This window comes from Shouchella rhizosphaerae, assembly GCF_036700015.1.
GTDB lineage: Bacteria > Bacillota > Bacilli > Bacillales > Bacillaceae_D > Shouchella > Shouchella rhizosphaerae.
Genome location: NZ_CP144921.1, coordinates 3,072,909 through 3,097,796, shown reverse-complemented (window position 1 = coordinate 3,097,796; position 24,888 = coordinate 3,072,909). Strand labels below are relative to the sequence as shown.

The 24,888-nt window shown below is 47.9% G+C and carries 20 protein-coding genes; 2 read left to right on the top strand and 18 right to left on the bottom strand.

Annotated features, from left to right (window positions below; all coding sequences use genetic code 11):
- Positions 1 to 30: 30 nt before the first annotated feature.
- From V5G21_RS15275 to V5G21_RS15220, 12 genes are all read right to left on the bottom strand, one after another.
- A complete protein-coding gene (locus V5G21_RS15275) occupies positions 31 to 1,512 on the bottom strand; it encodes a tagaturonate reductase (protein ID WP_338464909.1) in 1,482 nt (493 codons plus the stop codon).
- Positions 1,513 to 1,525: 13 nt separating this feature from the next.
- Positions 1,526 to 3,022 (bottom strand): UxaA family hydrolase, encoded by a 1,497-nt coding sequence (locus V5G21_RS15270; RefSeq protein WP_095238027.1) that lies wholly within the window; start codon positions 3,020 to 3,022, stop codon positions 1,526 to 1,528.
- Between the two features lie 3 nt (positions 3,023 to 3,025).
- Positions 3,026 to 4,312 carry a Gfo/Idh/MocA family oxidoreductase gene (locus V5G21_RS15265; protein WP_095238028.1) on the bottom strand — a complete coding sequence of 429 codons (1,287 nt, stop codon included), beginning with the start codon at positions 4,310 to 4,312 and terminating at the stop codon, positions 3,026 to 3,028.
- Positions 4,269 to 4,976, bottom strand: a complete 708-nt coding sequence (locus V5G21_RS15260; RefSeq protein ID WP_338464907.1) for a YesL family protein — start codon at positions 4,974 to 4,976, stop codon at positions 4,269 to 4,271. Before V5G21_RS15260 ends, V5G21_RS15265 begins: the two co-directional genes overlap by 44 nt.
- Positions 4,951 to 5,445, bottom strand: a complete 495-nt coding sequence (locus tag V5G21_RS15255; protein WP_073304863.1) for a hypothetical protein — start codon at positions 5,443 to 5,445, stop codon at positions 4,951 to 4,953. The genes V5G21_RS15260 and V5G21_RS15255 overlap by 26 nt, the downstream gene beginning before the upstream one ends.
- Positions 5,442 to 6,554 carry a glycoside hydrolase family 88/105 protein gene (locus tag V5G21_RS15250; RefSeq protein ID WP_011246002.1) on the bottom strand — a complete coding sequence of 371 codons (1,113 nt, stop codon included), beginning with the start codon at positions 6,552 to 6,554 and terminating at the stop codon, positions 5,442 to 5,444. Before V5G21_RS15250 ends, V5G21_RS15255 begins: the two co-directional genes overlap by 4 nt.
- Positions 6,551 to 8,122: a glycoside hydrolase family 43 protein gene (locus tag V5G21_RS15245; RefSeq protein WP_338464906.1), complete on the bottom strand. Its 1,572-nt coding sequence runs from the start codon at positions 8,120 to 8,122 to the stop codon at positions 6,551 to 6,553. The genes V5G21_RS15250 and V5G21_RS15245 overlap by 4 nt, the downstream gene beginning before the upstream one ends.
- Entirely contained in the window at positions 8,109 to 9,041 is a 933-nt protein-coding gene (locus V5G21_RS15240) for a hypothetical protein (RefSeq protein WP_338464904.1), read from the bottom strand. The genes V5G21_RS15245 and V5G21_RS15240 overlap by 14 nt, the downstream gene beginning before the upstream one ends.
- Before the next feature lie 4 nt (positions 9,042 to 9,045).
- Positions 9,046 to 9,921: a carbohydrate ABC transporter permease gene (locus V5G21_RS15235; RefSeq protein ID WP_011245999.1), complete on the bottom strand. Its 876-nt coding sequence runs from the start codon at positions 9,919 to 9,921 to the stop codon at positions 9,046 to 9,048.
- Between the two features lie 19 nt (positions 9,922 to 9,940).
- Positions 9,941 to 10,900, bottom strand: a complete 960-nt coding sequence (locus tag V5G21_RS15230) for an ABC transporter permease (RefSeq protein ID WP_073304870.1) — start codon at positions 10,898 to 10,900, stop codon at positions 9,941 to 9,943.
- 96 nt (positions 10,901 to 10,996) lie between these two features.
- Complete coding sequence (locus V5G21_RS15225; RefSeq protein ID WP_095237000.1) at positions 10,997 to 12,511, bottom strand: extracellular solute-binding protein; 1,515 nt, start codon at positions 12,509 to 12,511, stop codon at positions 10,997 to 10,999.
- Between the two features lie 209 nt (positions 12,512 to 12,720).
- Complete coding sequence (locus V5G21_RS15220; RefSeq protein WP_338464903.1) at positions 12,721 to 15,018, bottom strand: helix-turn-helix domain-containing protein; 2,298 nt, start codon at positions 15,016 to 15,018, stop codon at positions 12,721 to 12,723.
- Positions 15,019 to 15,113: 95 nt separating this feature from the next.
- Here V5G21_RS15220 and V5G21_RS15215 point away from each other — a divergent pair, with 95 nt between their 5' ends.
- Together V5G21_RS15215 and pelA are read left to right on the top strand one after the other, a co-directional pair.
- Positions 15,114 to 15,992 carry an AraC family transcriptional regulator gene (locus tag V5G21_RS15215; RefSeq protein WP_212930205.1) on the top strand — a complete coding sequence of 293 codons (879 nt, stop codon included), beginning with the start codon at positions 15,114 to 15,116 and terminating at the stop codon, positions 15,990 to 15,992.
- A gap of 65 nt (positions 15,993 to 16,057) precedes the next feature.
- Entirely contained in the window at positions 16,058 to 17,089 is a 1,032-nt protein-coding gene (gene pelA / locus V5G21_RS15210) for a pectate lyase (protein ID WP_084140052.1), read from the top strand.
- Between the two features lie 138 nt (positions 17,090 to 17,227).
- Here pelA and V5G21_RS15205 read toward each other — a convergent pair whose 3' ends face one another.
- The 6 genes from V5G21_RS15205 to V5G21_RS15180 all read right to left on the bottom strand — a co-directional run bounded on the left by V5G21_RS15205 (position 17,228) and on the right by V5G21_RS15180 (position 24,807).
- A complete protein-coding gene (locus V5G21_RS15205) occupies positions 17,228 to 17,827 on the bottom strand; it encodes a GNAT family N-acetyltransferase (RefSeq protein ID WP_152024040.1) in 600 nt (199 codons plus the stop codon).
- A gap of 128 nt (positions 17,828 to 17,955) precedes the next feature.
- On the bottom strand, positions 17,956 to 18,687 hold the full coding sequence (locus tag V5G21_RS15200) for an NAD-dependent epimerase/dehydratase family protein (protein WP_011245992.1): 732 nt from the start codon (positions 18,685 to 18,687) through the stop codon (positions 17,956 to 17,958).
- A gap of 69 nt (positions 18,688 to 18,756) precedes the next feature.
- On the bottom strand, positions 18,757 to 21,105 hold the full coding sequence (locus V5G21_RS15195; RefSeq protein ID WP_338464902.1) for a glycoside hydrolase family 95 protein: 2,349 nt from the start codon (positions 21,103 to 21,105) through the stop codon (positions 18,757 to 18,759).
- Between the two features lie 124 nt (positions 21,106 to 21,229).
- On the bottom strand, positions 21,230 to 22,891 hold the full coding sequence (locus V5G21_RS15190; RefSeq protein ID WP_011245990.1) for an ABC transporter substrate-binding protein: 1,662 nt from the start codon (positions 22,889 to 22,891) through the stop codon (positions 21,230 to 21,232).
- A 23-nt stretch (positions 22,892 to 22,914) separates the two neighbouring features.
- Complete coding sequence (locus V5G21_RS15185) at positions 22,915 to 23,811, bottom strand: carbohydrate ABC transporter permease (RefSeq protein WP_041824455.1); 897 nt, start codon at positions 23,809 to 23,811, stop codon at positions 22,915 to 22,917.
- A 30-nt stretch (positions 23,812 to 23,841) separates the two neighbouring features.
- On the bottom strand, positions 23,842 to 24,807 hold the full coding sequence (locus V5G21_RS15180; protein ID WP_095237004.1) for an ABC transporter permease: 966 nt from the start codon (positions 24,805 to 24,807) through the stop codon (positions 23,842 to 23,844).
- Positions 24,808 to 24,888 lie beyond the last annotated feature (81 nt).

Below are 24,888 nucleotides of genomic sequence, written 5' to 3'. Positions count from 1 at the left end.
AAGGCGCGGTCGCCTTCTTTGCCTTCTTTATTATCCTTCTATCATTTTGAACAGATCGCCATTCAACAAGCCATATGCGCAATCAGCAACCTTCTCGCTATAACGGCTTAAATCACGGCCCCACAGTTCGTCTGCTTGCAGCAATGTGGAAATCGTTTCTGCTAATGTCGCTTCACCCGCATCATACTGGCCCCATGTCGCTTCTAGTAGTGCGAGTGCTGTTTCATTTTCACGAATTTGATAGGTTCTGCCTTGCCAGTTTCCTTTTAGAAACGCGCCATCTCTTTCCTGTGACTTCATATAGACAAGCAATGCTGCGAGGCTCGCTAACAACTGACTCGGCTCGTTGTCTTGCTGTTCATGGGCCTCTAATGCTGGCAGCAGCCGTGTCTTAAATTTGTAGATCGCGTTTAAGCCAATATCGGTCAGCTTATGTGCCAAAAACGGGTTTTCAAACCGTTCAATTACGCTAGCCGCATAGGCTTGCTTTTTTTCCTCTGGCGCATTGACAACGGGGATTAGTTCTTGTTCGAGCCCTCGTTCAATAAAGCGCCGCAAGCGCGGAGAGTGAAGGGCGCCTTTGACCGTGTCTTCTCCTGCTAAAAAGCTGAGCGCGAACATCATCGTGTGCAATCCGTTTAAGAGCCTTACTTTTAGCTCCCGATGCAACGCCACAGGTTCCCATTTGACATTGAGCCCTGCTTGCTCGAACGGCAAACGCTCGTCTAGCGGGCGCTCTGGTTCGATCACGAACAAATGGTACGGTTCAGCGACTGTCAACAGGCGGTCTTCGTAGCCGAGCCTGTTTGCCCACGTTTCTTCTTCGCCATGGGGAAAGCCTGTTACAATTCGATCGACGAGCGTGTTGCAAAAGACATTCGCTTTTCTTAGCCATTGCCCAAATTCAATTGGCAACTCCCAGTCTTCGGCAATCGTTTCAACAATGTCTTTTAACACAGCGCCATTGTCTTCGATTAACTCACAAGGCACGAGTGTGATCCCTGCCTCGTAAGCGCCCGCGAACGCTAAAAAGCGTTCGTATAAAAAGGCGGTCACCTTGCCTGGAAACGACAGCGGCGCTTTATCCGCTTCAAATCGTTCCTGTTGATAGACAAGGCCTGCTTCTGTCGTATTGGAAAACAACCATTTTACATCAGGAGAGCGTGCTAATTTTTTGACCTCTTCCCAATCACTGTAAGGGTTAATGCCTCGGGCGATCGATTGGACTACTTCGGCTTCATCGATGACTTTGCCGTCGAGTTTGCCTCGTAAAATCACGGTGTACAGGCCATCCTGTGCTTGAAGGACAGGGACGATTTTTCCGTGTGGCGTCGGCTGTATCGCCGCGACGCGGCCATCATACAGCCGTTGCTGGTGAAGTTGGTCGACCATCCAATCGATGAAACCGCGCATGAAGTTGCCTTCCCCGATTTGAACGATTGTTTCCTTGCCTGCAGGCGTCTCTTGGCCAACGAGCTTTTTTGTCAATTGCTTTGTTTCTATTCGATCCATGCTGTCACTCCTTTTATAAAATGACGCCATCTTTGAACAGGGCGATTTCTTTAAAGCCATTCCGTTCATTATGAGTCGCCCGTTCCCCTGAGGCGACTTGCAGCACATAGGCAAATAGTTCGTCTGCTCGTTCGCCAAGATCTTTCCCGTCAAGGAGTGTGCCTGCATTAAAGTCAATCCAGTTTTTCTTCCGTTCATACAAAGGTGTATTCGTTGATAACTTGACAGTTGGAACAGGGCCACCAAATGGTGTACCGCGCCCTGTTGTAAACAAGACGATATGGGCGCCTGAAGCGGCAAGGGCGGTGACGGACACAAGGTCATTCCCTGGCCCTTCCACGAGTGTTAGCCCTGGCTTTTTGATTCTGCCGCCGTAAGGGACGACATCGGCTACTGGGGCAAAACCGCCTTTTTGTACACAGCCGAGTGACTTCTCTTCCAACGTAGTAATGCCGCCTTTTTTATTGCCCGGGGAAGGGTTTTCATAAACAGGCTGGTTATGGCGGATAAAATAGTCTTTAAAGCCATTGACCATGTTGACAATGCCGTTAAAAACCGTTTCATCTGCAGCTCGTTCCATCAAAATTGTTTCTGCGCCAAACATTTCAGGTACTTCTGTCAGCACTGTTGACCCGCCTTGGGCAATGAGCCGATCGGAAAAGGCCCCGACAAGTGGATTGGCTGTAATCCCTGAAAAGCCGTCAGAGCCTCCACATTTTAAGCCCACTTTTAATTTTGACGCCGGCACTTCTGTCCGCACATCGTTTTTAGCGACAGCAGCGATTTCAGAAACAAGCTGAAGGGCTTCCTCCAGTTCGTCTTCTACTTCTTGGACAGCTAGAAACTTGACGCGGTCGCTGTCGTAAGCGCCAACGGCCTCTTTAAACACGTCAATATAGTTGTTTTCGCAGCCAAGGCCAAGCACAAGGACACCTGCCGCATTAGGGTGGTGGACTAAGCTGCTCAGGATTGCTTGCGTGCTTTTTAAATCGTCGCCTAGCTGGGAACAGCCAAAAGGATGTGGATAATGGTAGACGCCATCAATATTGGCAAAATGCTCTTGTTGGGCGAGGCGGGCAACGAGCTCAGCCGTTTTATTAATGCAGCCGACCGTATTTAAAATCCAAATTTCATTGCGTATGCCTACATCGCCGTTTTTGCGGACGTATCCTTTAAACGTAAAAGCGGGCGTCTCTTTGTCTGTGTCTGCCGTGGCCGCGCTTTGGCTTTGTTTGTATTCATACGCTAACTTGCCGTCTAGAGCAGTCTTTAAGTTGTGTGTATGGACCCACTCCCCTGTGGCAATCGCCTGTTTGGCGATGCCAATCGGAAAGCCGTATTTTAACACCGGTTCCCCTTCGCGAATGTCGCGGAGGGCCACTTTGTGGCCACGTTCGACTGGCTCTGCTAGCTCGAGCTGCTGTTGGCCCACGCTAATGACGTCGCCTTTAGCTGCCTCTTTTAACACGATAAGGACATCGTCTTTTGGGTGGATCTTTACGCCGTCCACAGCCTATACCTCCTCTTTATTGGCGAGCAACGTTTCAATTCGAATCGGAGCGCCCTGTTTCGCCGACTTCCACACCGCTTCGCCGACAGCGACCGAAAGCGCCCCTGCTTCTGCCCCGGCGAGGACGTCGAATGGCCGTGTAGGATCTTCGCCTAAAAACAAGTCTTCCTGGATTACCGGGTCGCCGCCGCCATGGCCGCCCTCTTTTTGGACGACATGGATCGTTTCTTTCGCTCCGAATAGCGGAAATAAGTCAATCGTTTGTTCTGGCACAGGAAATGGCGTCCGCGACGGCGCATGGTATTCCTGCGTCTCAATTCGCCCGTTTGTGCCATTGATCGCCAGGCGGTAGCCTTCATACGGAAGCGAGAAGTTGATCGAATAGCTGAGCAATGCACCGCCATCGTAGCGGATATTAGCGACATACGTATCTTCAATGTCAATTTCTTCGTCAAACACACAGGCGTCGGGACGATAGCCTGTGTACGCGCCAAGGTCCTGCCCTGCCATTAAATGGTCGTCTTTTATTTGCGTCGATTGGTTGCGGCCAAACCAGCGCCTGTAATACGAACAATTTTGCCGGTCGCTGCACGTCCCGCAATGGCGGCCATTTTCAAGCCGTGGGTTTAATTCGCTGTTTGCCCCGTAATAGTGCAGGTCGCCAAAGGCAAACACTTCTTGGGGGCGCTGGCTAATCCACCAATTAACGAGGTCAAAATGGTGCGTCGACTTATGGACAGACAAACCGCCAGAAAAAGCGCGGTTTCGGTTCCAGCGTTTAAAGTAACTCGATCCGTGGTACGTATCGATATACCAATTTAAGTCAATCGACGTTATACGGCCAATTCGCCCTGATTGGATTAATTCCTTAATTTTGATGTGGTACGGGTTGTAACGATAGTTAAACGCGACAGTGACCTTTCCTTTGCTCGCCTTTTCCGCTTCGAGGACACGCCTCGCATCTTCACTTGTTGTCACCATCGGCTTCTCGCTAATTATGTTAAGTCCTAATGCCAAGCCGCGTAAAATGTAATCCACATGTGTATCATCGCGGCTTGCGACAACGGCCATCGTCGCGTTCGTTTCTTTGACCATTTGTTCAAATTGGTCTGGCCGGTAAAACGTGGCATTGGCCAGTGTAGGATACGTTTGCAAACAAACTTCATGCCGTTTCGGGTCAATATCAAGCAAAGCGACAATTTCATTGTCATGATGAAAACGAGCAATAAGCGGTTCAACGAACATCTTAAGCGCCCTGTTGCTCAGGCCGCAAATCACGACTCTTTCCATTTGACACTCCTTCTGGCTCCTTTTCGGAAGAAGCCTTTTGCTGAGAAAGCTGTAATCGTTTCATCGAGCGGAAAATCCGCTCGGCTACCCAAGAAATCAAATAAGCGACGCTTGCTGCGCCAAAAAACAAGATCAGGCCTGGCATCGACATAAACAAAAATTGCAGGCCGTACAAGGAGGCGCCTAACAAAATCACATGCAAGGGATGGCCGCAACTAATGAGCAGTGCAGCGCGGACACGGTTCAAGCCTTTTAAATCAAAACCGACATACGTAGGAAAATAGAGCAGCAGCATGCTGCCGTACAGCACCGACACAATCAGCAATAAGCCACGAACGACCATCATCGCGAGCCCAGAGCCAGCAAACAGCGTAAAATTCCAGTACAGGAGAAAACCGACAAGGAACAAAGCAAGCGCTGCGCCGTTGGCGCGCCAAAATTCTTGTTTGTACGTTTGCCAAAACGTTTTGAAAACAGGCACCTCTTCCCATTTGCCGTTCACCCATCCCCGGGTGACGGCAAACAAAGCGACCGTCGCTGGAGCCACGCCGAACAAGCCAAGCCCGAGCACCGTAAAACCGAGCCAGAGAGCGTTTCCATAAGCCAATTTGGAAATAAATACAGATACACGGTAAAAGCTACCCCACATTCCCGTTAACTCCACGTTGTTCTCCCTCCTGCCATTTTTCGACTTGCTTTTTTGCCTTTCCTTGCTTATCGCTATAAACAGGCAGGACAAGGACAGCTTCATGGTCGAGGGCGAAGCTTGTGGCAAGCACGCTGTCAACAGACACTGCGACTGTCGTCTCTTCTCCCTTTAATTGGACAGGAACGCCGTCCATTCCTTCTAATGAAACGAGCCCTTCTGGATCGATTGCCTCTGTTAGGCTGCCATCCACAAGCAAAATGTCAGCTTCGTGGCCTGCCAACTCAACGACAAGCCTTTCTAAAACGCTTGGAAACACCGTCAGCCTTGCTTCGTCTTCATTGACGAGTTCATGCAACTGGTCTTGCTGTTGATAGAGCTCGTCAGAGAAGGCCATCACATGGAGCCGGTCATCGTCTCCTTGTTTGCCGCATCCTGCTAACGCGATCAAAACGATGGCAGCAAAGCAAACAAATCGCCGGTTCATCGGTGCTTCCGTCCTTTTTCGATTTCCGTACAAGCGAGTGCAAAGGCGCCGACGCCATGCAAGTCATTGGCGCTCGTCGGCCGGCTAATGTAATCGTCATAACGGCCGATTGACGTACCGATGCAAATCATTTTTAAAACGAGCGCGCCGTCCTCTTCTATGTCAACCGCATAGTCCAACAAGCCTGAAAGCCCTTTTTCAGCATGGAAGAACGCGTCTTCGCCAAGCAACCCTAGGCGGTAGCCTTTTGCCAAAGCATAAACAAACAGGCTCGTGCAGGAGCTTTCTAGCCAGTTATCAGGCTGGTTGCCTTTGTCGACGACTTGATACCAGAGCCCTGTTTGTTCGTCTTGGTACGTGAGGAGGCGGGCCATTAAAGACTGGAACGCGCTTTCTAACACAGGGCGTTTCATATGATTCTCGCCAAGCAAGTCAATTAAGTCGGCAAGCGCCATTGCATACCAGCCAAGAGCACGGCCCCAAACTTCCTCTGTCTTGCCTGTTTCTTTGTCGCAGACAGCTACTTGTTTGCTTGCGTCCCAAGCATGGACATACAGACCTGTCGCTTCGTCTTTCGTATGGTTGCGCATCAGCTCTTCTTGCTTCAGGACAAGATCGATCAATTCAGGCTCATTAAATTGTTGCCCGTATTGGACGGCAAATGGGCCAGCCATATAAAGGCCGTCGAGCCACATTTGGTTCGGGTATTTGTCCTTATGCCAAAAGCCGCCAAAGCGGTTGCGGTTTAACGTATGGAGCAAACCTCGGAGTTTGCGGGCTGCTTCTTGGTAGCGATACTCACCTGTACGCCTAAACAGCGGCAAAAGCAAAAGTCCAGCTTGAATCGCGTCTAACTCATCGCGGCGAAACAGGAAGTTGCCGTCTTCATCAATTAAGGCATCGACGTAGTCTTTCACGTACTGAAAGTAGGCTTCGTTGTGATCCATTTCCCAAATCCGGTGAACGCCGCATAAAAACACGCCTTGATGGTAATGCCAGCGGTTGGCTGGCGGCATTTCAACCGGCTCGTACTTGCTCATAATCGCCTCACACGCCTTTTTTCCCCACTCTAACGGCTGTTGGCTCCGTACTTTCGCGAATGATGTCATGTCGATTCCCCCTTGTATTCAAACCAATCAAATGCGGCTGTCGTTGTGCTGTTTTGTCCGTTGCTTGTCGCAAACATGCCAATATAGGTGCCGACAAAGCCCCCTGCTCGATCTGTGCTCAATAGCCTGCCATCTTGCTTATTAGCGACCATGCGCCACTTGCCACCTGGCACACAGTATGAAAACGAAAGTTCTTGCAAATTGGCGGCAACTTGCCATTCAATCGCCGTTGCCGGAATCGACGCCGTGCTTTTACCTGCCACCGTTTCCACGCCATCTTCCACTTTTACGAGCCGTATAAACAACTGCCCACTATGTATAAGTTCAAAGCGGTAATGGTTTTTCTGGCTGTAAAATAAAGCAAGTCCAGCAGCCTCGCCACTTTGCTTAGGATCGAATTCCATAAAAGCGCGGACAGTAAACGATCGATGTTGCTGGCGGCGCCCGATAAAACTCGGATTTGCCTCGTCAGAAAGCGTTTCCGGGCGCACGTTTAACTGTAAATACCCTTTCCTCGCTTCAAGGGAGTAAAACGGCGTCCGCGGCGTGCGGATCATATTCCATTGAAAGCCTAGCTTGCGAGCGTTAAAATCATCCCGGACCGGCAAGGGTTCCACCTTTTGCCGCGGCAAAGACGGGCCTGGCATCTCGACTTCGATTTTCCCTGTCTCAGGACAAACAACAGGCCAATCGTCCTCCCAGCGCATAGGCGCTAAAAACGTCTCACGCCCCATATTGCGGTACATGCCCCCATATGGACGGGAACCTAAACAGACAAGCCACCATTCATCGTCTTGTGTTTGGACGATATCGGCGTGGCCTACATTCGTGATCGGGTAGTCCTGGCCGAGATGGCGGTGCGTCAGCACGGGGTTGCGCCGATTCGCCTCATAAGGGCCGGCAATCTCCCGGCTTCGCGCAACTGTCACCGCATGGGTGAATCCAGTCCCCCCTTCGGCAATAAACAAGTAATAGTAGCCGTCTTTTTTATAAAGATGGGGTGCTTCCTGGGCATGGGCTATTTTTAGCGCACCATCCCAAATCCCAGTTGGTTCGCCAAGCAGGCAGCCTGTAATGAGATCGATTTCCTGGAGCCAAATTTCCATATGCTTGGCGTGCGTTTGCCCTGTAGGTGGGACACGATTGCCTGTGTAATAGACGCGGCCATCATCATCAAAAAACAAGGATGGGTCAATCCCAGGCGCCCCCTTTATCCAAACTGGGTCTGACCAAGGCCCAGCGGGGTCTTTTGCCGTCACAAAGAAATTGCGCCTTGCGCCGTGTTGGCTTTCCACAAACGTGGTAATCATATAGAACAGGCCGTTATGGTAACGGATCGTCGGCGCATAAATGCCCCGTGAATTCGGGGTGCCATCGAGATTGAGCTGCTCTGAACGATCTAACACATGGCCAATCTGCTTCCAATTGACAAGATCTTTTGAATGAAAAATCGGCACGCCAGGGAAATATTCAAATGTAGACGTGACTAAATAATAGTCTTCGTTTACCCTGCAAATCGACGGGTCAGGATAAAACCCTGGAATGATCGGATTGTTAAACGGTTCCACGTTGTTGTTTCTCCTTTCCCAATTCGTTACAAAGCCACGGGATCGCTTTTGTTCCGTTCACTTGATGGCCTCCGGCAAAAAAATCGGCTTCTCCCCATTTGCTTTCTTGCAATGCTTGTTGTACCGATTTAGACGGGAACAGATGATCGTCGTTGCCGCTTTCAATAAACAACGCCCGAGGGTTAATCAATTCAAGCAATTGCGGCGTTTCCCCAATTGCCAGCAAGCCAGGAATATAGTTGTCTAGGCAATGGCGTGAAGCTAAAATGCTGTCGCGCATGAGACTAGCGAAACCGCTCAGTACGGTTGCTTTGATCCGCTCATCTGTTGCTGCCAACAACAGCGCAATCAAGGCCCCACCTGAAAAACCGATACAGCCAACGTTGCCACGGCGCGTTTCGCCTACCCAATCAAGCAAGCGGGCGCATTCAAACACGCGCAGGCCAGCAAGTGTTTTGCCGTAAAGAAGCAAGTGAGAGGCAATGGAAAAACAACTGTTCTGCTCCGCTTGATCTTGCTTTCGTTTCCGGGCGGCAAAGCCGGCGAGCTCAGGCAACACAACAACTGCCCCTTGCTCAACAAGCTTTAAGGCAAAGGCGTTATGGCTCGAATCTTCCTGCAACGCTTCTTCTGCGCCTGCGCCATGGCCATGCAATGCGAGCACAACCGCCTCCCTGTTGCCGCCAACAGGCTCGAATAAACGGAACGGCAGTTTTAGTTCTGCCGTTGTTGGAAGCACGTAAGCGCTCTCCGTAAACGAAGGGTGTTGCCGCTTATAAAGGCATGTCGCCTCAAGCATCGTCGCTTTCGGAAAATCGCCCATCGCTTCGCGCAATGCTGCCAACCGCTCGTCTTTACAAGTGATGGTGCCAACCTCTTGCCGGTAGAGCTCTTGCAAGTAATCATCGATTTCTGCCATAGGCTTACCCTTTCATTGAGCCAATTAAGGCGCCCTTGGCAAAATATTTTTGCAAGAATGGATAAACGAGCAAAACAGGAATCGTTGCGACAACGATCACCGCCATTTTGACGCTAATTTCCGGTGGCGGAACGCTTGTATATTCAGAACCATCGTAGTTCAACCCCGTTGCTAAGACGACAATTTGCCGCAACAATACTTGCACAGGCCACTTATCAGGGTCATTTATATAAAGAATCGCATGCATGTAAGTGTTCCAGTAGGTGACGGCATAAAACAAGGAAATCGTCGCGATGGCCGGCAACGAGCACGGGATGACAATCCGAAACAGCACACCGAAATCGCTACACCCATCAATTTTTGCCGATTCCTCTAGCCCGCTCGGCAAATTCATAAAGAAGCTCCGCAAAATAATCATGTTAAACGCGTTAATCGTTACAGGTACGATAAGAGCTAGCAATGAATCAATTAGCCCTGTTTGCTGGACAACGAGAAATGTCGGGATCATGCCGCCGTTGAACAACATCGTAAAGACGATAAAAAACATGAGAAAACGCCGGCCGACTAAATCTCTCCGCGACAAGCCATAGGCGGTTAAAACGGACAACAGCATGCTCCACACCGTACCGCCTAATGTGACGCCGATGGAAACGCCCATGGAGCGCAGAAGCGTGTCTGTTGAAAAAATATAGCGATAGGCGTCTAGACTAAATTGTGTTGGGAACAGCAAAAAGCTGCGTTGGGCAATTTCAGCGCCTGTCGCAAACGAGCTGCCGATGACATGAATAAACGGCAAAATGCAAAGCAAGGCAATGATGCCTAGAATGATGATATTGGTCGCATTAAAAATGCGGCTTGATAACGATTTATCGCCAACCATAAAACAAACGCCCCCTTTCCTAGTAAATTCCTTCTTCTCCGTATCTCTTCGCCAGCCAGTTGGCCATCACAACAAGAATTAAGCCAACAACCCCTTTAAAAAAGCCAACGGCGGTACTGTAGCTAAATTGGCCTTGCCTCAATCCGGCCGTATAAACATAAGTGTCGAAAATTTCCGCCACTTCGCGGTTGGACGCATTTAACAGCAAATAGACATGTTCAAATCCTAATTCAAGCACATCGCCGATTTTCAAAATGAGCAAGACGATGATGACACTGCGAATCGCTGGCAGCGTAATATGCCACATTTGCCGGAAACGGTTGGCGCCATCCATTTTTGCCGCTTCGTATAACTGGGGATCGACTGCAGCAATCGCTGCTAAGAAAATGATTGTGCCCCAGCCAGCCTCGCGCCAAATAATTTGCAAAATGTACATTGGCCGAAACCATTCAGGGTTGAGCAAGAAATTGATTTGGTCAAACTGGAGTGCTCGCAAAATGTTGTTCACAATCCCGCCATCAAGCGTCAGCATGACATAGCTGATTGAAACGATGACGACCCACGACATAAAATGGGGAATGTAAATCATCGTCTGAATGCTGCGTTGGTACGCGCGGCTCCGCAATTCATTGAGCATAAGCGCCAGTATGATTGGCACTGGAAACGAAATACACACTTGCAACGCAAAGAGAACGAGCGTATTTTTAAAGATCATCCAAAAGTCGGGATCGGAAAACAGCCGGCGGAAATGGTCCAATCCGACCCACTGACTTCCAGTGATGCCGAGATACGGTTTATAATCTTGAAACGCAATGATTAACCCATACATGGGAATATATTTATAGACAAAAAAATAGAGAAGACCCGGTGCAATCATTAAGTAAATCCATTTGTTCTTTTTGATTTTGCGCCATAGTTCCTGGCGCCTTTCTGCTTTTGTCCGGGTCCATTTTTTATTTGCCATTATCGGGCTGTCCATGGCACACCTCTTTCACTCGAATATAAAGGGAGGCAAGCCTCCGCCCGATTAATCGGGCGGAAGCTTGCCAGCCCTTTCAGTCTGGATGATTGCTGCTTATTGCTGGTTGTATGACTCGTTGTACTCGCTGATCATGTCATCGCCGCCTTGGCTTCTCCACGTTTCAACTGCTTGCTCAAAGCCAGCAAGGTCGGTTTGTCCAAGGATATACTGGTACGTTGCATCGTTAATAATTTGCTGCAAACGTTCGCCATGTGTTTGCGCCGTTGGCGAATGAAGCGTCGTTGTCGGGTCGTGAACCAAATAAGACTCGTTATCGATTTCGAGTTCATCGGCCTTTAATTTGACTGGATAATGGCTTTGCCCTAAGTAGCGTCCATTGGTTTCAGCTTCGCCGATTTCAATCGATTGGTACGGTTTGACTTCGCGCTCCGTCCGCTGCGTATCCTCAATCGCGACGGCTTTGCCATCTTCAACGGTGTAGTGCTCGTCTTCGATGCCCCAGAAAATTAAGTTTGCGTTCTCCGGTTCCATGAGCTGGTCATAGAAAGATAGAATGCTTTTTAACTCTTCTTCCGTTTGTACGGCTGATTTTGGGAATATCACCAAATTGCCGTAACCTGGAATCGCCCAAATGTTGTATTCGCCATCTGGCCCTTCGACGTAGTTATGGACATCAAATTCTAAATCAGGATTGATTTGCGACGCTTCTGAATACAGCGTCAATACGTCGCCCATCGAGCCTACATAAATGCCCGCTGTTCCATTTTTTAAGAGCGCTTGTTGGTCTGGCTTGCTTGTAACCGGAAAGTCTTTGTTCATGTATCCGTTTTCATGAAGTTCTTTAAAAAAGTCTAACGTATCGATATACTCATCAAACATAAATTCCGGCAAAAGCTCGCCGTCTTTTTCGCCCCATCCATTTGGCGTCCCATGCCAAGATGCCACTGTTTTAAAGGCCCCATAAATGAGGTCGTTGCGGTCTGTTAAGCCAATCGTATCGTCGCGGCCATTGCCATCAGGGTCGTCTTCTGTAAAAGCGCGCGCCATTTCTGCAAACTCTTCAATCGTTGTTGGAGCTTCAAGACCAAGGTTGTCAGCCCAGTCTTTGCGATAGATGATGCCTGAACGGGCTAACGGACGGCCTTGGTAGAGCGCATATACTTTTCCATCAACCATTGTATTTTCAACGACTTCTGGCTTTAGTTTTTTCAAATTCTCGAATTCCTCTAAATAAGGGCCGATTTCCCAAAATTGCCCATCGCGAATCGCATCTTTAAACTGGTCATAGGTTGTTTGGTTTTTCATATAAACAGCTTGTGGCAACGTCCCTGTCGCAAACGCGGTATTTAACCGTTCTTCATAATTGCTGTCTGGCACCCATTGAATGTCGAGCTCTGTGTTTGTTGCCTCTTCTAATAAATGTTGGACTTCTTTTTCTGGCACTTCTGCTGTATGCAAATTAGCCATGATTGTAAATGTAAACGGGCCTTCTTCCTCCGAAGGCTTTTCCCCTTCAGAGGAAGCGCTTTCATTTTCGCCGCATCCTGCGATTGCTACTAAACTAACGCCCACGCTCAATGCTGCACACATTTGTTTCCAACTTGCCATTTGTAAACCCCCACCTTTTTGTTCATTTTTTCTCCGCTTCCCACCTGCTTGTTTTTTGGCTGCAGCCTTTTTTCTCTGCTTCCCATATTAGCGAGGCGCCGCATTTTTTTGAATAATCATTTGCCCATAATCCCAGCAGCAATCCACGATTTGCGCCTCACCTAACAAAATGATTACTGCCGTTATGGGCCTGTTTTTTGCTTATAACGTCATTTTAATTGTTTTTGTTGCCTGTATTGGCCTGGCGTCATTCCAGTCATTTTTTTGAACGAGCGGATAAAGTTTTGCGAGTTGTTGTAACCAAGCTTTTCGGCAATCGTTTTGACTGGTTCTGATGTCTTCGCCAACCATTCCTTTGCTTTTTTCAAGCGATATTGGGCCAAATATTCACTAAACGTCATTGCCGTGCCTTCTTTAAACACGCTGCTCAAGTAATTGGCATTGTAATGCAAATCAGCTGCGCATTGTTCAAGCGTTACCGCTTGGTGGTAATGCTGGTGGATGTAGTCGATCATTTTTTCTGATAAGTGTTGGAACTGGGATTCGCTCACTTGTTTGAAGGCTGATAGCAATGGGTCAATCAGGCGACTGACAAACCAATTTTTCATTTGCTCTTGGCTAGGAATCGTTAAGCACTCTTGATAAAGGGTGCCTTCTGGCAAGAGCACGCCTTGATCGTGGCGCAATCCGCTTTGTTGGTAAAGTTGCAGCATTCGGTTGAGCAACCGCATAAAGGAAACACGGACTTCACCGAGATGATGGGCTCCTTCGCTAACCTCTGCCAGCAAGTGGTTAAACAAGTCATACGCTTGTTTTTCATCGGCAAGACGGAGCGCTAGCAACAATTCTTCTTCCAAGTGTTCAGGATACTGGAACATACTCGACTTTTCTTTCGCTTGGATGCTTTCGTAATTAATAATGACGTTATCGACAAATTTAAGCCGATGGGTGAGTGCTTCTTTTGCTTCTTTATAGGCGGTGCTCGTCTGGGCCATGTCTGTAAATGGGGCGCTAATGCCAATGCTGACATCAGCATCTAAGTAATGGTGCATAAATGATTTAAGCCGTTCACTCCATTGGTAAATGACTGATTTCCCTTGTTCTTGGCTATCTGTTTCTAAACCGATAAACAGGACAAGCAACTGGTCGACCCACACGGCGGGAAGACGGTATTCATCGGGAATGGTGTCCTCAGCGACATTGAGCATCGCAAACGTAAGCAAATCCATTTCCTGTTGGTCTTCTTCTTTTTGAGTTTGCTCGTAATGGACAACGAGCAAACTGTAGGAATGCCACTTTGCCATTCGGCTGTCGAGCCCATAAAGTTTGAGCCGTTCTTGCCTTTCTGCTTCCGAGAAATGGCCTTGGTACAAACGCATTAAAAATAGCGTCATTGACTGTTTCGCATGGATGCTTAGTTCTTGTTCCAGCATCGACTTTGATGAGAAAAGCTCTTGCAATGTATCTTCAATAACTTGAAACTCCGTCCGCCTTTTCCCAGTTGGCACGCCGTTCTCCTTTTGCGTGACTGCGGCAACAAGCTTTTGCACAGGCAAATACAATTTGCGTGAGAACAGCCATACAACGAGTGCTGACAACAAAATGATCGCAAGCACAACATAAAACGTAAACCAGCCAATGCTTTTTGTTTCAGCCATTAATTCGTCCATTGGTGTAACCGAGACATATTTCCAACCTGTAAATGTAGAAGAGGAATAGGTAATGGCAAATGGCTCTTGATCTCGGTCAACCGTAAACTGGCCGGCTGCCTCCGTTGTCCACACTGGTTCTGAAAAGCCTAATTCAGCTAATGTTTTTCCGACTGCCTGCTCATCAGAGTGGACAATGACACGGTTATGTTCGTCTAAAATCATCAGCTCGTCGTCCACTTCATCTCCGCCGATCATTTCTTGGATCGTACACATCGGGATATTGGCAAAGACAAGCCCAAATTTCTCACTAGCACGCGCTGGCAATTTTTTTATAAGACTGAGACTATACGGACAATTACGCCGTATGATCGGCTCTGTAAAAGAATCATTGGCTATCAATTTCCATGTCGTATCATACGGCAAATCAAAAAAAGTCAAATAGCGTTCATAATCTACGTGGCTGTCTAGGCGCCGAATGCCCTGATTGGTGGCAAGCCAATTCTGGTCCTTGTTTAACACAATCGTTTCCTCTACTTTTGTATCAAATGATTGCAGTTTGCTGAGCTCCGTCCGCAAGTCTCGGTAAACGAGAAAATCCTCGCCATCTAAAGACGTGCGAATGGCTGCTTCCATCGTCGGCGACTCAATCGTATTATTTAAAGAATGGTGGACGGTTGTCAGCACCGTTTCAATATTTGCCTGGACTTGTCTCATCAATTGCAACTTTTCATTTTCAACCCTTTGTTCGGCCTGGTTCGTTGACTGGATATAAGCAAACACGCCAACGACAATAACCGGTATGGTGCTCAGCAGGCCGCCATATAGCAGCAATTTCATCCACATGCTACGCTGCAATCAAAACACCCCTTTTCTGCATATATGAAAGCGCTTAAATTTCTGATAAAGTGAAAGATACCGAGCAGGTCACCCATAAAGAAAGGAGTTTGATTATGGACCGATTGGCCATTTCTGTCCGAAGCCGCTCTATTTATGTAGATTACAACTGCAAGATAAAACCACCGTTTGATATGAACCATTACCATCTCCATAACGATTTTGAGTTTCATTGGCTGGAAGAAGGCGAGCGTTTGTTCATGTCCAAAAACGGCTCGATCTTGTTAAAGAAGCACACCCTTTTAATTATTTCACCCCACTTCATCCATAGAATGAAAGCCGCTCCTGTACCCGAACATGCCCGTTATGTCGTTAATTTCCAACCAGCGGTCCTCTCAAACGAGTTAAAAAAACTGGCTAAACCGCTGCTGTCCCCTGCCTTTACGGTTTTGCAAATTCCGCAAAAGCGGGCAGATGAGTTTAATCAGCTTTTTATGCAGCTTCTTAAAGAGTACAACAGTCCTGCGACGAAGGATAGCCTTCTTTATCAGCAATCGCTGCTGTCACAGCTGTTAATCGAAAGCAAACGGGCGCTTGATTTTACGCTGCACATGGAGCAACAGCCGTTGCCAGCTCTTTCCGAACAAACACGCGTGGCATCACAGCTAATTCAGCACATCGAACAGCATTACCAAGAGCGGTTAGACCTTAATCGGCTTGCCTCTCATGTCCACTTAAGCCCTTCATACGTAAGCCGGCTATTCAAACATGTCACAGGTACTCGTTTAAGCGAGTACATTCAAAAAGTCCGTATTGCAGAGGCTTGCAAACTGTTGGGAGAGTCGAACTTGCCTGTTAAAATCGTCTGCCAGAGAGCAGGCTTTGCCAGCCTTGAACATTTTCATCGCGTCTTTAAACGTATAATGGCGGTTTCGCCGATTCAATACCGTCATTCCTATTTGCACAAAAATAGGCAATCTTTAGGTGGCAGATAAACAAAATGAGTCAATTCTTCTTTGTTATGCTAAAGGCAACTTAACGAAAGGAGGATGGTCCTTTTTTGAAAGCGCTTAAACGAATGTCCAAGTTTGCTATTTTTGGATTATGTGCTGGCTTTTTCGTTATGCTGACATCCACTGCTGCTGCAGAAGAAGCAACGGTTTCCAACGAAACGATCATTAAACAAGCGAACCATCTGTTGACTTGGCAAATGGACCATGGCGGCTGGTCGAAAGACATGCCGCAAATGTATACGCGAGACTGGAACGGCAGGGAAGCGAAATCGGTTTGGACTTCAAATGGACAAGAACTTGGGACGATTGACAATGATGCCACCGTCTCTGAAATTCGCGTTGTGGCCGAAGCGTACCAACTGACAAAAGACGAACGCTTTAAAGCGAGCGTCCACAACGGCATTGATTTTCTTTATAAACTCCAATATCCGAGCGGCGGCTTTCGCCAAGTGTACCCCCAACGAGGCAGCGATCCGTCCAGTTCCGTCTGGTACTCCAATTATGTCACTTTTAACGACCATGCGATGGTCAACGTCCTCCGTTTACTCGAAGACGCCCGCCAAGGAAAAGCGCCATTTGAAGGCGACTTATTCAATGATTCACAGCGCAAACAAATGGCCGCATCCATTGAGGGGGGATTGGATTATATTTTACAAGCCCAAATTGTCGCAAACGGCAAGAAAACAGCCTGGGGCCAACAACATGACCCTGTGACGCTACAACCACAGCAAGGACGTGCTTATGAGCATCCTTCAATTGCAACAGATGAATCGGTAGGCATTGTCCAATGGCTGGAAGACCAGCCAAACCAATCAGCTGCGGTCCAAGAAGCGATTGCTGCAGCGCGGGCGTGGATGGATGAAGCTCGTGTCGCTGATACACGCTACGAGCGCCGCGTTGAGCCCCATTTTTTCTATGAGCCTGGGGCAGAGATTTGGTATCGTTTTTATCAAATCGGCACCAACCGCCCGATTTTTTCAGGGCGTGATGGCGTCATCCACCATGACATCATGAACGTTGAACAAGAACGGCGTTATGGCTATGCTTGGGCTGGCACGTGGCCGCAAAAACTTCGTTAAACGTTGGTTTTAGGTTGTCGTTTGGCTACAGTCAAGGACTTTCACAACGTTGGAAGTCCTTGACCTATCTAGCCCATTACATTACCTGACTGTTTTAAGGAGAAAGAAAAAGCGACCTTCCGAATGAAGAATCGCTTCTTAGCCAAACGTATACTCTTCTTTTCGCGCTTCCACAAATTCATCTTTTGTTAATCCAAACAGAATTAAATCTACATATTGTCCGTCCATGTAGACAACTTGTCGACGAACCCCTTCTTGAATACAACCCAGTTTTTCCATCATTTTAACAGAACCTTCATTTCCTTCGAGAACACAGTCATTAAATTTGTGAAGTCTTCGTTCAAAAAAAGCATATTTTAAAAGAATGTTCATGGCGCTTGTACCGTATCCCTTTCCCCGGTACTGTTTATCAATGATGATCCCAATACTAAATGTCCCATTTCTCTCATCAATACGGTTTAAATTTATACTGCCTATATTGTTACCTTCTTCATTTTCGATCGTAAACATGATTCTTCCATTTGTTGACGCAAAATCGGCATGTTCCTCCGCGAACGTTTTAGAACCTGAAACAGTAGGAGGCAACTCAATCGCACATGCTAAAAAACGACGAGCAGGCGTATCAAACTTACTAAGGTAGTCTGCTTGCCAATCTTCAGGTTGCATCGCACGCAATCTAACTTTATCGTCTTGCCAAAAATAATGGCTATCATCTACTTTTTGTAAAATATCGTCCATATTCATAACCCCTTCATTCTATCTGTTTCCTACCCTATCTTATCATTCATCGTCTATCATGCCATTCTTTTTTAAAAAAAGCTGCCCAACTAGACACGCGGCCTTTTTGGACAACCCTATTTCCTTTCCTACTCCTTTTTGCTAGCTTTTCCGCCAAACCCTAGCTCCTGATAAGCGTTTAATGTGCTCCACGGTTTATGACGATTGTCAGAAACGCCGTAATACGTCCCGTAGTTTTTGTCTGTTTCGATCGATGCTTGAACGAGCGCCACTAAGTCTTCATCGGCGAGCAACGTCCGCTCAAGCCGATCATTCGGCTGTTTTCGCTTTTCGGCTGGTGGAACAGAGGCAATCCGCAAGTTGATGACAGATAGCTTGCCTTCTTTAGCAAACAAATAACCTAGCTGTTCGGAGGCAAATTTCAGCACGCCATAAAGGCTGTTCGTTTTCGGAAAATCGTCAACGGTAATTTCCCGTGGCAATAAAGAGTAGCCGTCTTTTTCGTAACCATCCGTCACGTGGTTGCTGCTCGCAACCACGACCCGGCGAATGCCTTTTGTTTGTGCTGCCAATAACAGATAATAACTGGCATTGAAAAACAGCGCCGTCATCTCGTCAAAATGCGCTTTGCTGTCAATGCCCTTTGTTGACTCGATCCGCAACAAATTGACAATTGTATCTGTGTCATCAGGAAGCGTTTCTAAGAGCCCGTCAAAATCAACAGCATCCCCTTCAATAAAAGCCACATTGTCGTCTGGCTTTTGCACGTCCATAATGACGATTTCATACTTGTCCTTTAGCCCTTTCGCAAGAATAGCACCAACCGTTCCTGCTCCGCCTACTAAAACGATCTTTTTCACCACCGCGCCCTCCTTCTCATTCGGCAAACTCGTGCCTCTTAGTGATTATTACCGTTTTTCTTCCTAACATTAACCATTGTTTTGAAATGTATAGCATTGGCCTTTTTCCGCCTTAAACGCATAAAGCTTGCCTGCATCAATCGCCATTCGCTCCCCGTTTTCAGTCGTACTCATCGCATTCGGGAAGACGACGACGCATGCATTCTCGCAACTGGCATAGACGGTACAAGCAAGAACGCTGCTGTTTTGCCATTTGAGGTCAATCGTAAAACCACCTCGGCATCTGACTCCTGTAATGGCGCCTTGTTTCCAACGACGGGGAAGAGCCGGCAACAACCGGATAAACCCTTCATGGGACTGGACGAGCGTTTCAATCACTCCGGCAACAAAGCCAAAGTTGCCATCTATTTGGAAAGGTGGGTGGGCGGAAAATAAATTCGGGTAGACGCCGCCGCTTTCATGCTGTTCATCGCCTTCGCGCACTAGTTGCATAGAACGAGAAATGAGCGCATCTGTCCGATCCCCGTCAAGAAACCGCGCCCATAAACAGAGCTTCCACGCCAAACTCCAGCCAGTCCCTCCGTCGCCCCGTTCGCTTAACGATTGCTTCGCTGCTTGGTAGCGTTTTTGTTGGTGGTTGCTGCTCCACTGGCTGCCTGGGTAGACACCATACAAATGAGAAAGATGGCGATGGTGCATGTCTTCTCCTGGAAAGCCATGCGTCCACTCTTGCAACGCGCCTTCAGCGCTTAACGGCGGCTTTTTTAACTGATTTAAAGCATCTTTCACATCGGTGGCCAACTGTTGGTCCCCGCCAACTAGCTCGTTGGCCGCTAAAAAAAGGTGAAAGACATCTTCCAGTAAGGCAAGATCCATCACAGCGCCTTCTGATACTGGGTAAGGCTGGCCTTTGTACAAAAAGCGATGCTCTGGCGAAGTCGACGGGCTCGTATAGACGGCGCCGCTTTCATCTTGAACGAGCCAATCGAGGCAAAATAATATGGCGCCTTTCATGACTGGATAGGCGCGCTCCGTTAAATAGGCACGATCGGCTGAAAACAAATAATGCTCCCACAAATGGCGCGTAAGCCACGGAGCGGCCATTGGCCAAAAAGCCCAGACAGGATCGCCGCCACCAAAACCGCCGACTGGCTCTGCTTGCCGCCAAATGTCGCTATTATGGTGCGCTGTCCAGCCCCTACATTGGTAGTAATTTTGGGCGACGGCTTTTCCTTGCTCGGACAGCTCTTCGATAAACGTTAAAAAAGGCTGATGGCATTCTGGCAAAGCGGCCGTTTCTGCCGGCCAATAGTTCATTTGTGCATTAATGTTTAACGTATAATTGCTGCTCCATGGCGGTCGAATATGTTCATTCCATATTCCTTGAAGATTGGCTGCCTCTGTCCCCTCCCTTGAGCTGGCAATAAGGAGATAACGGCCCATTTGAAAGAGCAGCTCAACGAGCTTACCATCATTGGCGCCGTACTTGGCGAGGCGTTCGCTTGTGGAAAGCTTCTCTCGTTCCGTTTCGTTAAGCGTAAACGTCATCCGTTGAAAAAGGGATTGATAGTCTTGTAAATGCCGGCTCTGCAACGTCTCATACGTGCTCGTAACCGTTTCGCTAAGGCGTTTGCGAATGAGCGTGATTGGCTCTTTGCCTTGGGGTGCCTGTGCTGACGCAAAACTAGTTTCCATATGAACGAGCACCGTTGCATAACGGGCATCCTCAACAACGAGTTTGTTGTTTTTAACCGCTGCGTTCCCGTCTGTTTCGAGCAATTGTACCGCACTAGCAAACCGGATCGCCGACGATGTTTCATAGCTTGTGTAACGGATCGGCTCTGAAGACGGGACATAGTTAGGGGCTACATATTCTGGGCACCAGCCTGCTAGGCCGACATGGTCCTGATCGGGCCATCCAATCGTACGCAATGGCGATGTTAGCCACGCCGAAAAAGATAGCGGCAGCTCGGCAACAGCCTCTAAACGCAAAATGATCGCTTCGTCAGGCTTACTAGCAAAAACGCTTCTTTTGTATAACCCGTCTTCCACCGTCACCGTTGCCGTTTCCAACTGAAGCGTCCGTTCATAACGAGTGCTTGAATGCGTACACAAAGGAAACAACATATGCAAATCGCCAAGTGGCAAATACGATTGCGTGTATGGGCCTTGCATGTCTTTTGCGTATCGACTTGCCGCTTGAAAGTCTCTTGCGGCAATGGCTGCGCGCATGTCCGCTACCGTTCCTTTCACAGGGGCTTGGTTCCTTTTAGCAGGCGGCCCTGACCAAAGGCTATCCACGTTTAAAGCGATTTTTTCGTGTTCCACACCACCATAAACCATCGCCCCTATCCGCCCATTTCCAATCGGATAAGCCTCGGTCCACGTTTGCGCTGGTTGCTGTTCGGTCAGTTGCATCTGTTCTTCCTCCTTTTGTATATAAAGTTTAAAAAAGAACCTGCTTGCCGCAGGTTCTCAGACTGTAGCCAAGCGCTCGCACCCGTCGTCTCAGCTAATGTGTCGTGGTCCGCCACCGTCATTGTTAGTCATTCCACAATTCAACGCGTGTGCGCACAAGTTCCGTGTATTCTTTTTCGGCTTCTTCGACGCCAGCTCCTTCAAGCTCGGCCATAAATTCATCCCAAATTTGATCAAATTCCTCTGGAGCAGCTAAAATCGCTTCAGGGACTTTGCGTTTGACAATGTCAAGGCAGCGCTGCATAATGACATTCAAATCGGAGGTAGAATCAACTGGAATGTTGTAAGCGGCTCCCCATGGCTTAACTGGAAATTCGTCTTCTTGCGGGTATAAATCTTTCCACATCTCAATGCCATAGTTGCTTAAGACTTCTTTTTCCACTTCTGTATAGGAATCGATAATTTGTTCTGTATTGGCGATTGTAAATGTTTGCCCTGTCGAATCTTCCACGCCATCGCCGTAAGCTGGAGCGAAGCCTTTTAAGACGCCAATGCCCGTTTCCTTCACATAGTTGGCATTGTTATTCCGTTCCTCCATTTCTTCTGGAGGAATGACGCGTTTGCCATCGACGATTTCATAGTGTTCTCCTTCCAACCCCCAGTTTTGCAGGATTTGTCCCTCTTCTGAAACGAGGTAATCCAGAAATTGAATCGCCTTGACTGGGTCTTCATTGTCGATGGATATGCCGATGCCCCAGCCGCCAAGATACCCAGTATCTTGGAAATTAGGGTGCTTGTATTCTTCCGTTAATGTCACAGGATACATGCCGTACATCCGTTCATGTTTGCCTGCTTCTCGCAATGCCCTTTCCGCATCGTCGACTTGCCAGTCTGCATCAATGAGCCCGAGCACACGCCCTGATGAGATTTTCTCTAAATATTGGTCGTATTTTTGCACGAAGCTTTCTGGGTCCAGTAAACCGCTGTCATTCATATGGTTCAGCCAGCGGAAATATTCCTTTTCTTCCGCACGGCGGTAATGCATCGTCGCTTCATAGGTGTCCGGGTCAATATAAAACTCGCCGTCATCTGGAGCGCCAGTCGCATAGAAAGCCGGATTCGTTGTCGATATCATAATCCGCCAATCATCAGCCAATAACGACAAACCGAGCGTCGGCTGGCCATCAATGGTCGGGTTTTCCTCCATGTAAGCACGAATGGCGTCTTCAAAGTCTTTGACAGTACGAATGTCTGGATAACCAAGTTCTTTTACGACTTCATGCTGGAGCATAAAGCCGTTGCCAGGTTCCCAATACGTATGGTCGATTGGCGAAGTCGGCAAAATGTAAATGCTCTCGTCTTCTTCGCTCCATTTCAGGCGGTTAAAATAGTCGCCATACGCTTTCTTTAAATTCGGCCCGTGCTCTTCGATCAAGTCTGTCAAGTCGATAAAAGCGCCAGCGTTGACAAGTGTGCTCGCAGAGCCTTTTGGCAAAATGAAATCTGGGTAATCGCCACTCGCCGCCATTAAGGCAATTTTTTGCTCGCCTCCATTGACATCAAATTCAGGCTGCAACGTAACGCCTGTTTCTTCCATCACTTTTTGGCTTACAGGGCTTTCCATGTTGTCCCACTGGGAGTGAGGATCGGCGCTAAACAACGTAAAAGTAACCGGGCTATCGTCTGATTCATTGCTAGCATCATCGCTCGTGCACCCTGCCATTCCCAGTGCCACCATAACCGCTCCAGCGATGGTTGATGCCCTTACCACGCTTCTTTTCTCCATGTCTTCTTCCCCCTTTTTACTATTTAGCTTTTTACAGCACCGAGCGTCATGCCTTGGACGAAAAAGCGCTGTAAAAATGGGTAAACCAATAAAATTGGCACGACCGTCACCATGGAAATCGCCATTTTAATCGACTCAGGTGAGACCGTTTGTGCAGCTTGATCGCCGCTTATGCTGCGGTAAGCGTTGGCATCGCCAGAACCGCCCATCGTCGTATTTTGCAAGATTTTCATCAGTTCATACTGCAATGTCGTCAAGTCTGGATTGCTGCCATTGTACAAATACGTATCAAACCAAGCATTCCACTGGCCAACTGCGACAAACAAGGCAATTGTCGCAAGCACTGGCGTACATAATGGCATGATAATGCGCCAAAAAATCGTAAAATCATTGGCGCCATCCATCTTCGCCGATTCCTGAAGGGAGTACGGCAGCCCGTCCATAAACGAGCGGACGATGATAATGTGAAATGCATTCACCATTCCAGGGAGGACATAAACCCAAAACGTGTTAATTAAGTTCAATTCCCTCATGAGCATGTAGCCAGGAATCAATCCTCCTGTAAAATAAAGCGTTAACACAAGCATCGTCGACACAAACTTTCGCCCTTGAAAATCGGCGCGGCTTAGTGTAAACGCAACCATAGCCGAGGAAAAAATGCCAAGGACAGTGCCAATGATCGTCCGCAACACAGAATTGATGAACCCTGTCACTAAATGGTCGTATTGGAAGATCGTTCGGTAATTTTCAAGCGTCCATTCCCGTGGCCAAATGTAAATGCCGCCTCGGACTGTGTCGGTTGAATCATTTAAAGAAATCGCCAGCACGTTTAAAAAAGGGTAAAGCGTTGCTAAAAACACGATCGTTAAAAAACAGTAATTGATGACATTAAATAACCCATCGCCTGTTAAAAAGCGCATCGGCTTGCTATGATTCACTTCCCTCCCCCCTTACATGACACTTTGATTGGCATAGCGTTTGAATAGGCCGTTTGCAATAAAAAGCAGAATAATCGCTACAAGCGAGTTGAAAATGCCGATCGCCGTCCCATAAGAAAAACGACTAAGGTTAATGCCATAATTTAACGCATACAAATCAAGTACTTCAGAATAGTTAACAACTGTCGGGTTTCCAAGCAAAAATTGCTTTTCAAAACCGATGGTCATTAAGCTGCCAATCGACAGAATCAGCACGACTAAAATCGTGGGGCGGATGCCTGGCAACGTAATATGCCAAATTTGCCGCCATCTGCTGGCGCCATCAACTTTTGCCGCCTCATAAAGCTGAGGATCGACTCCGGCCATTGCCGCCAAGAAGATGATCGAGTTCCAGCCCATTTCCTTCCACAAATCAGCAAGTGTGACAATAATCCAAAACCATTCGCCTTTCGTCATAAATTGGATCGGCTTATCAGCGGCCCCTGTCGCCACGAGTACTTCATTGACAATGCCTCCATCAACAGAAAGCATTTTTGTGACAATCCCAGCAACAACGACCCACGAGACAAAATGGGGCAAATACGAAACGGTTTGTACAGTCTTTTTAAACAATTTGGCCCGCGCCTCGTTTAACAGCACGGCAAATAATATCGGAAATGTAAAACCGACAAGCAGCCCTAAAAGGCTCATCACTAATGTGTTCCGCAACACTAAGTAAAAGCGTTCATCTTGGAACAACTCAATGAAATGCTTGAACCCTACCCATTCCTGCTCAAAAAAGGCCAACCCTGGGCGATAATCTTGAAAGGCCATCGTCCAGCCAAACAACGGCAAATAATGGAATACAAACACCCAGGCGACAAACGGCAATGACATCGCATAGAGATACCGTTGCTGCCATACAGTTTGCCTAAAGGAGCGTTTTTGCCCTAAAGGCGCAGCAGCGACTGAATGCGCTTTCTTTTTTATAAGCTTCATTTCACCCCCGCCTCTCTGTCTTTCATCTTAGCTGGATTTCGATTTTGGAAATACCAACTAAATCCGACTAGAAATCAGGTC

What these genes read in the sequence shown, in the direction of transcription:
- V5G21_RS15275 (WP_338464909.1), bottom strand. Translation starts at nt 1,512, where the DNA reads ATGGATCGAATAGAAACAAAGCAATTGACAAAAAAGCTCGTTGGCCAA.
- V5G21_RS15265 (WP_095238028.1), bottom strand. Translation starts at nt 4,312, where the DNA reads ATGGAAAGAGTCGTGATTTGCGGCCTGAGCAACAGGGCGCTTAAGATG.
- V5G21_RS15255 (WP_073304863.1), bottom strand. Translation starts at nt 5,445, where the DNA reads ATGAACCGGCGATTTGTTTGCTTTGCTGCCATCGTTTTGATCGCGTTA.
- V5G21_RS15250 (WP_011246002.1), bottom strand. Translation starts at nt 6,554, where the DNA reads ATGACATCATTCGCGAAAGTACGGAGCCAACAGCCGTTAGAGTGGGGA.
- V5G21_RS15240 (WP_338464904.1), bottom strand. Translation starts at nt 9,041, where the DNA reads ATGGCAGAAATCGATGATTACTTGCAAGAGCTCTACCGGCAAGAGGTT.
- V5G21_RS15235 (WP_011245999.1), bottom strand. Translation starts at nt 9,921, where the DNA reads ATGGTTGGCGATAAATCGTTATCAAGCCGCATTTTTAATGCGACCAAT.
- V5G21_RS15230 (WP_073304870.1), bottom strand. Translation starts at nt 10,900, where the DNA reads ATGGACAGCCCGATAATGGCAAATAAAAAATGGACCCGGACAAAAGCA.
- V5G21_RS15225 (WP_095237000.1), bottom strand. Translation starts at nt 12,511, where the DNA reads ATGGCAAGTTGGAAACAAATGTGTGCAGCATTGAGCGTGGGCGTTAGT.
- V5G21_RS15215 (WP_212930205.1), top strand. Translation starts at nt 15,114, where the DNA reads ATGGACCGATTGGCCATTTCTGTCCGAAGCCGCTCTATTTATGTAGAT.
- V5G21_RS15205 (WP_152024040.1), bottom strand. Translation starts at nt 17,827, where the DNA reads ATGGACGATATTTTACAAAAAGTAGATGATAGCCATTATTTTTGGCAA.
- V5G21_RS15195 (WP_338464902.1), bottom strand. Translation starts at nt 21,105, where the DNA reads ATGCAACTGACCGAACAGCAACCAGCGCAAACGTGGACCGAGGCTTAT.
- V5G21_RS15190 (WP_011245990.1), bottom strand. Translation starts at nt 22,891, where the DNA reads ATGGAGAAAAGAAGCGTGGTAAGGGCATCAACCATCGCTGGAGCGGTT.
- V5G21_RS15185 (WP_041824455.1), bottom strand. Translation starts at nt 23,811, where the DNA reads ATGCGCTTTTTAACAGGCGATGGGTTATTTAATGTCATCAATTACTGT.
- V5G21_RS15180 (WP_095237004.1), bottom strand. Translation starts at nt 24,807, where the DNA reads ATGAAGCTTATAAAAAAGAAAGCGCATTCAGTCGCTGCTGCGCCTTTA.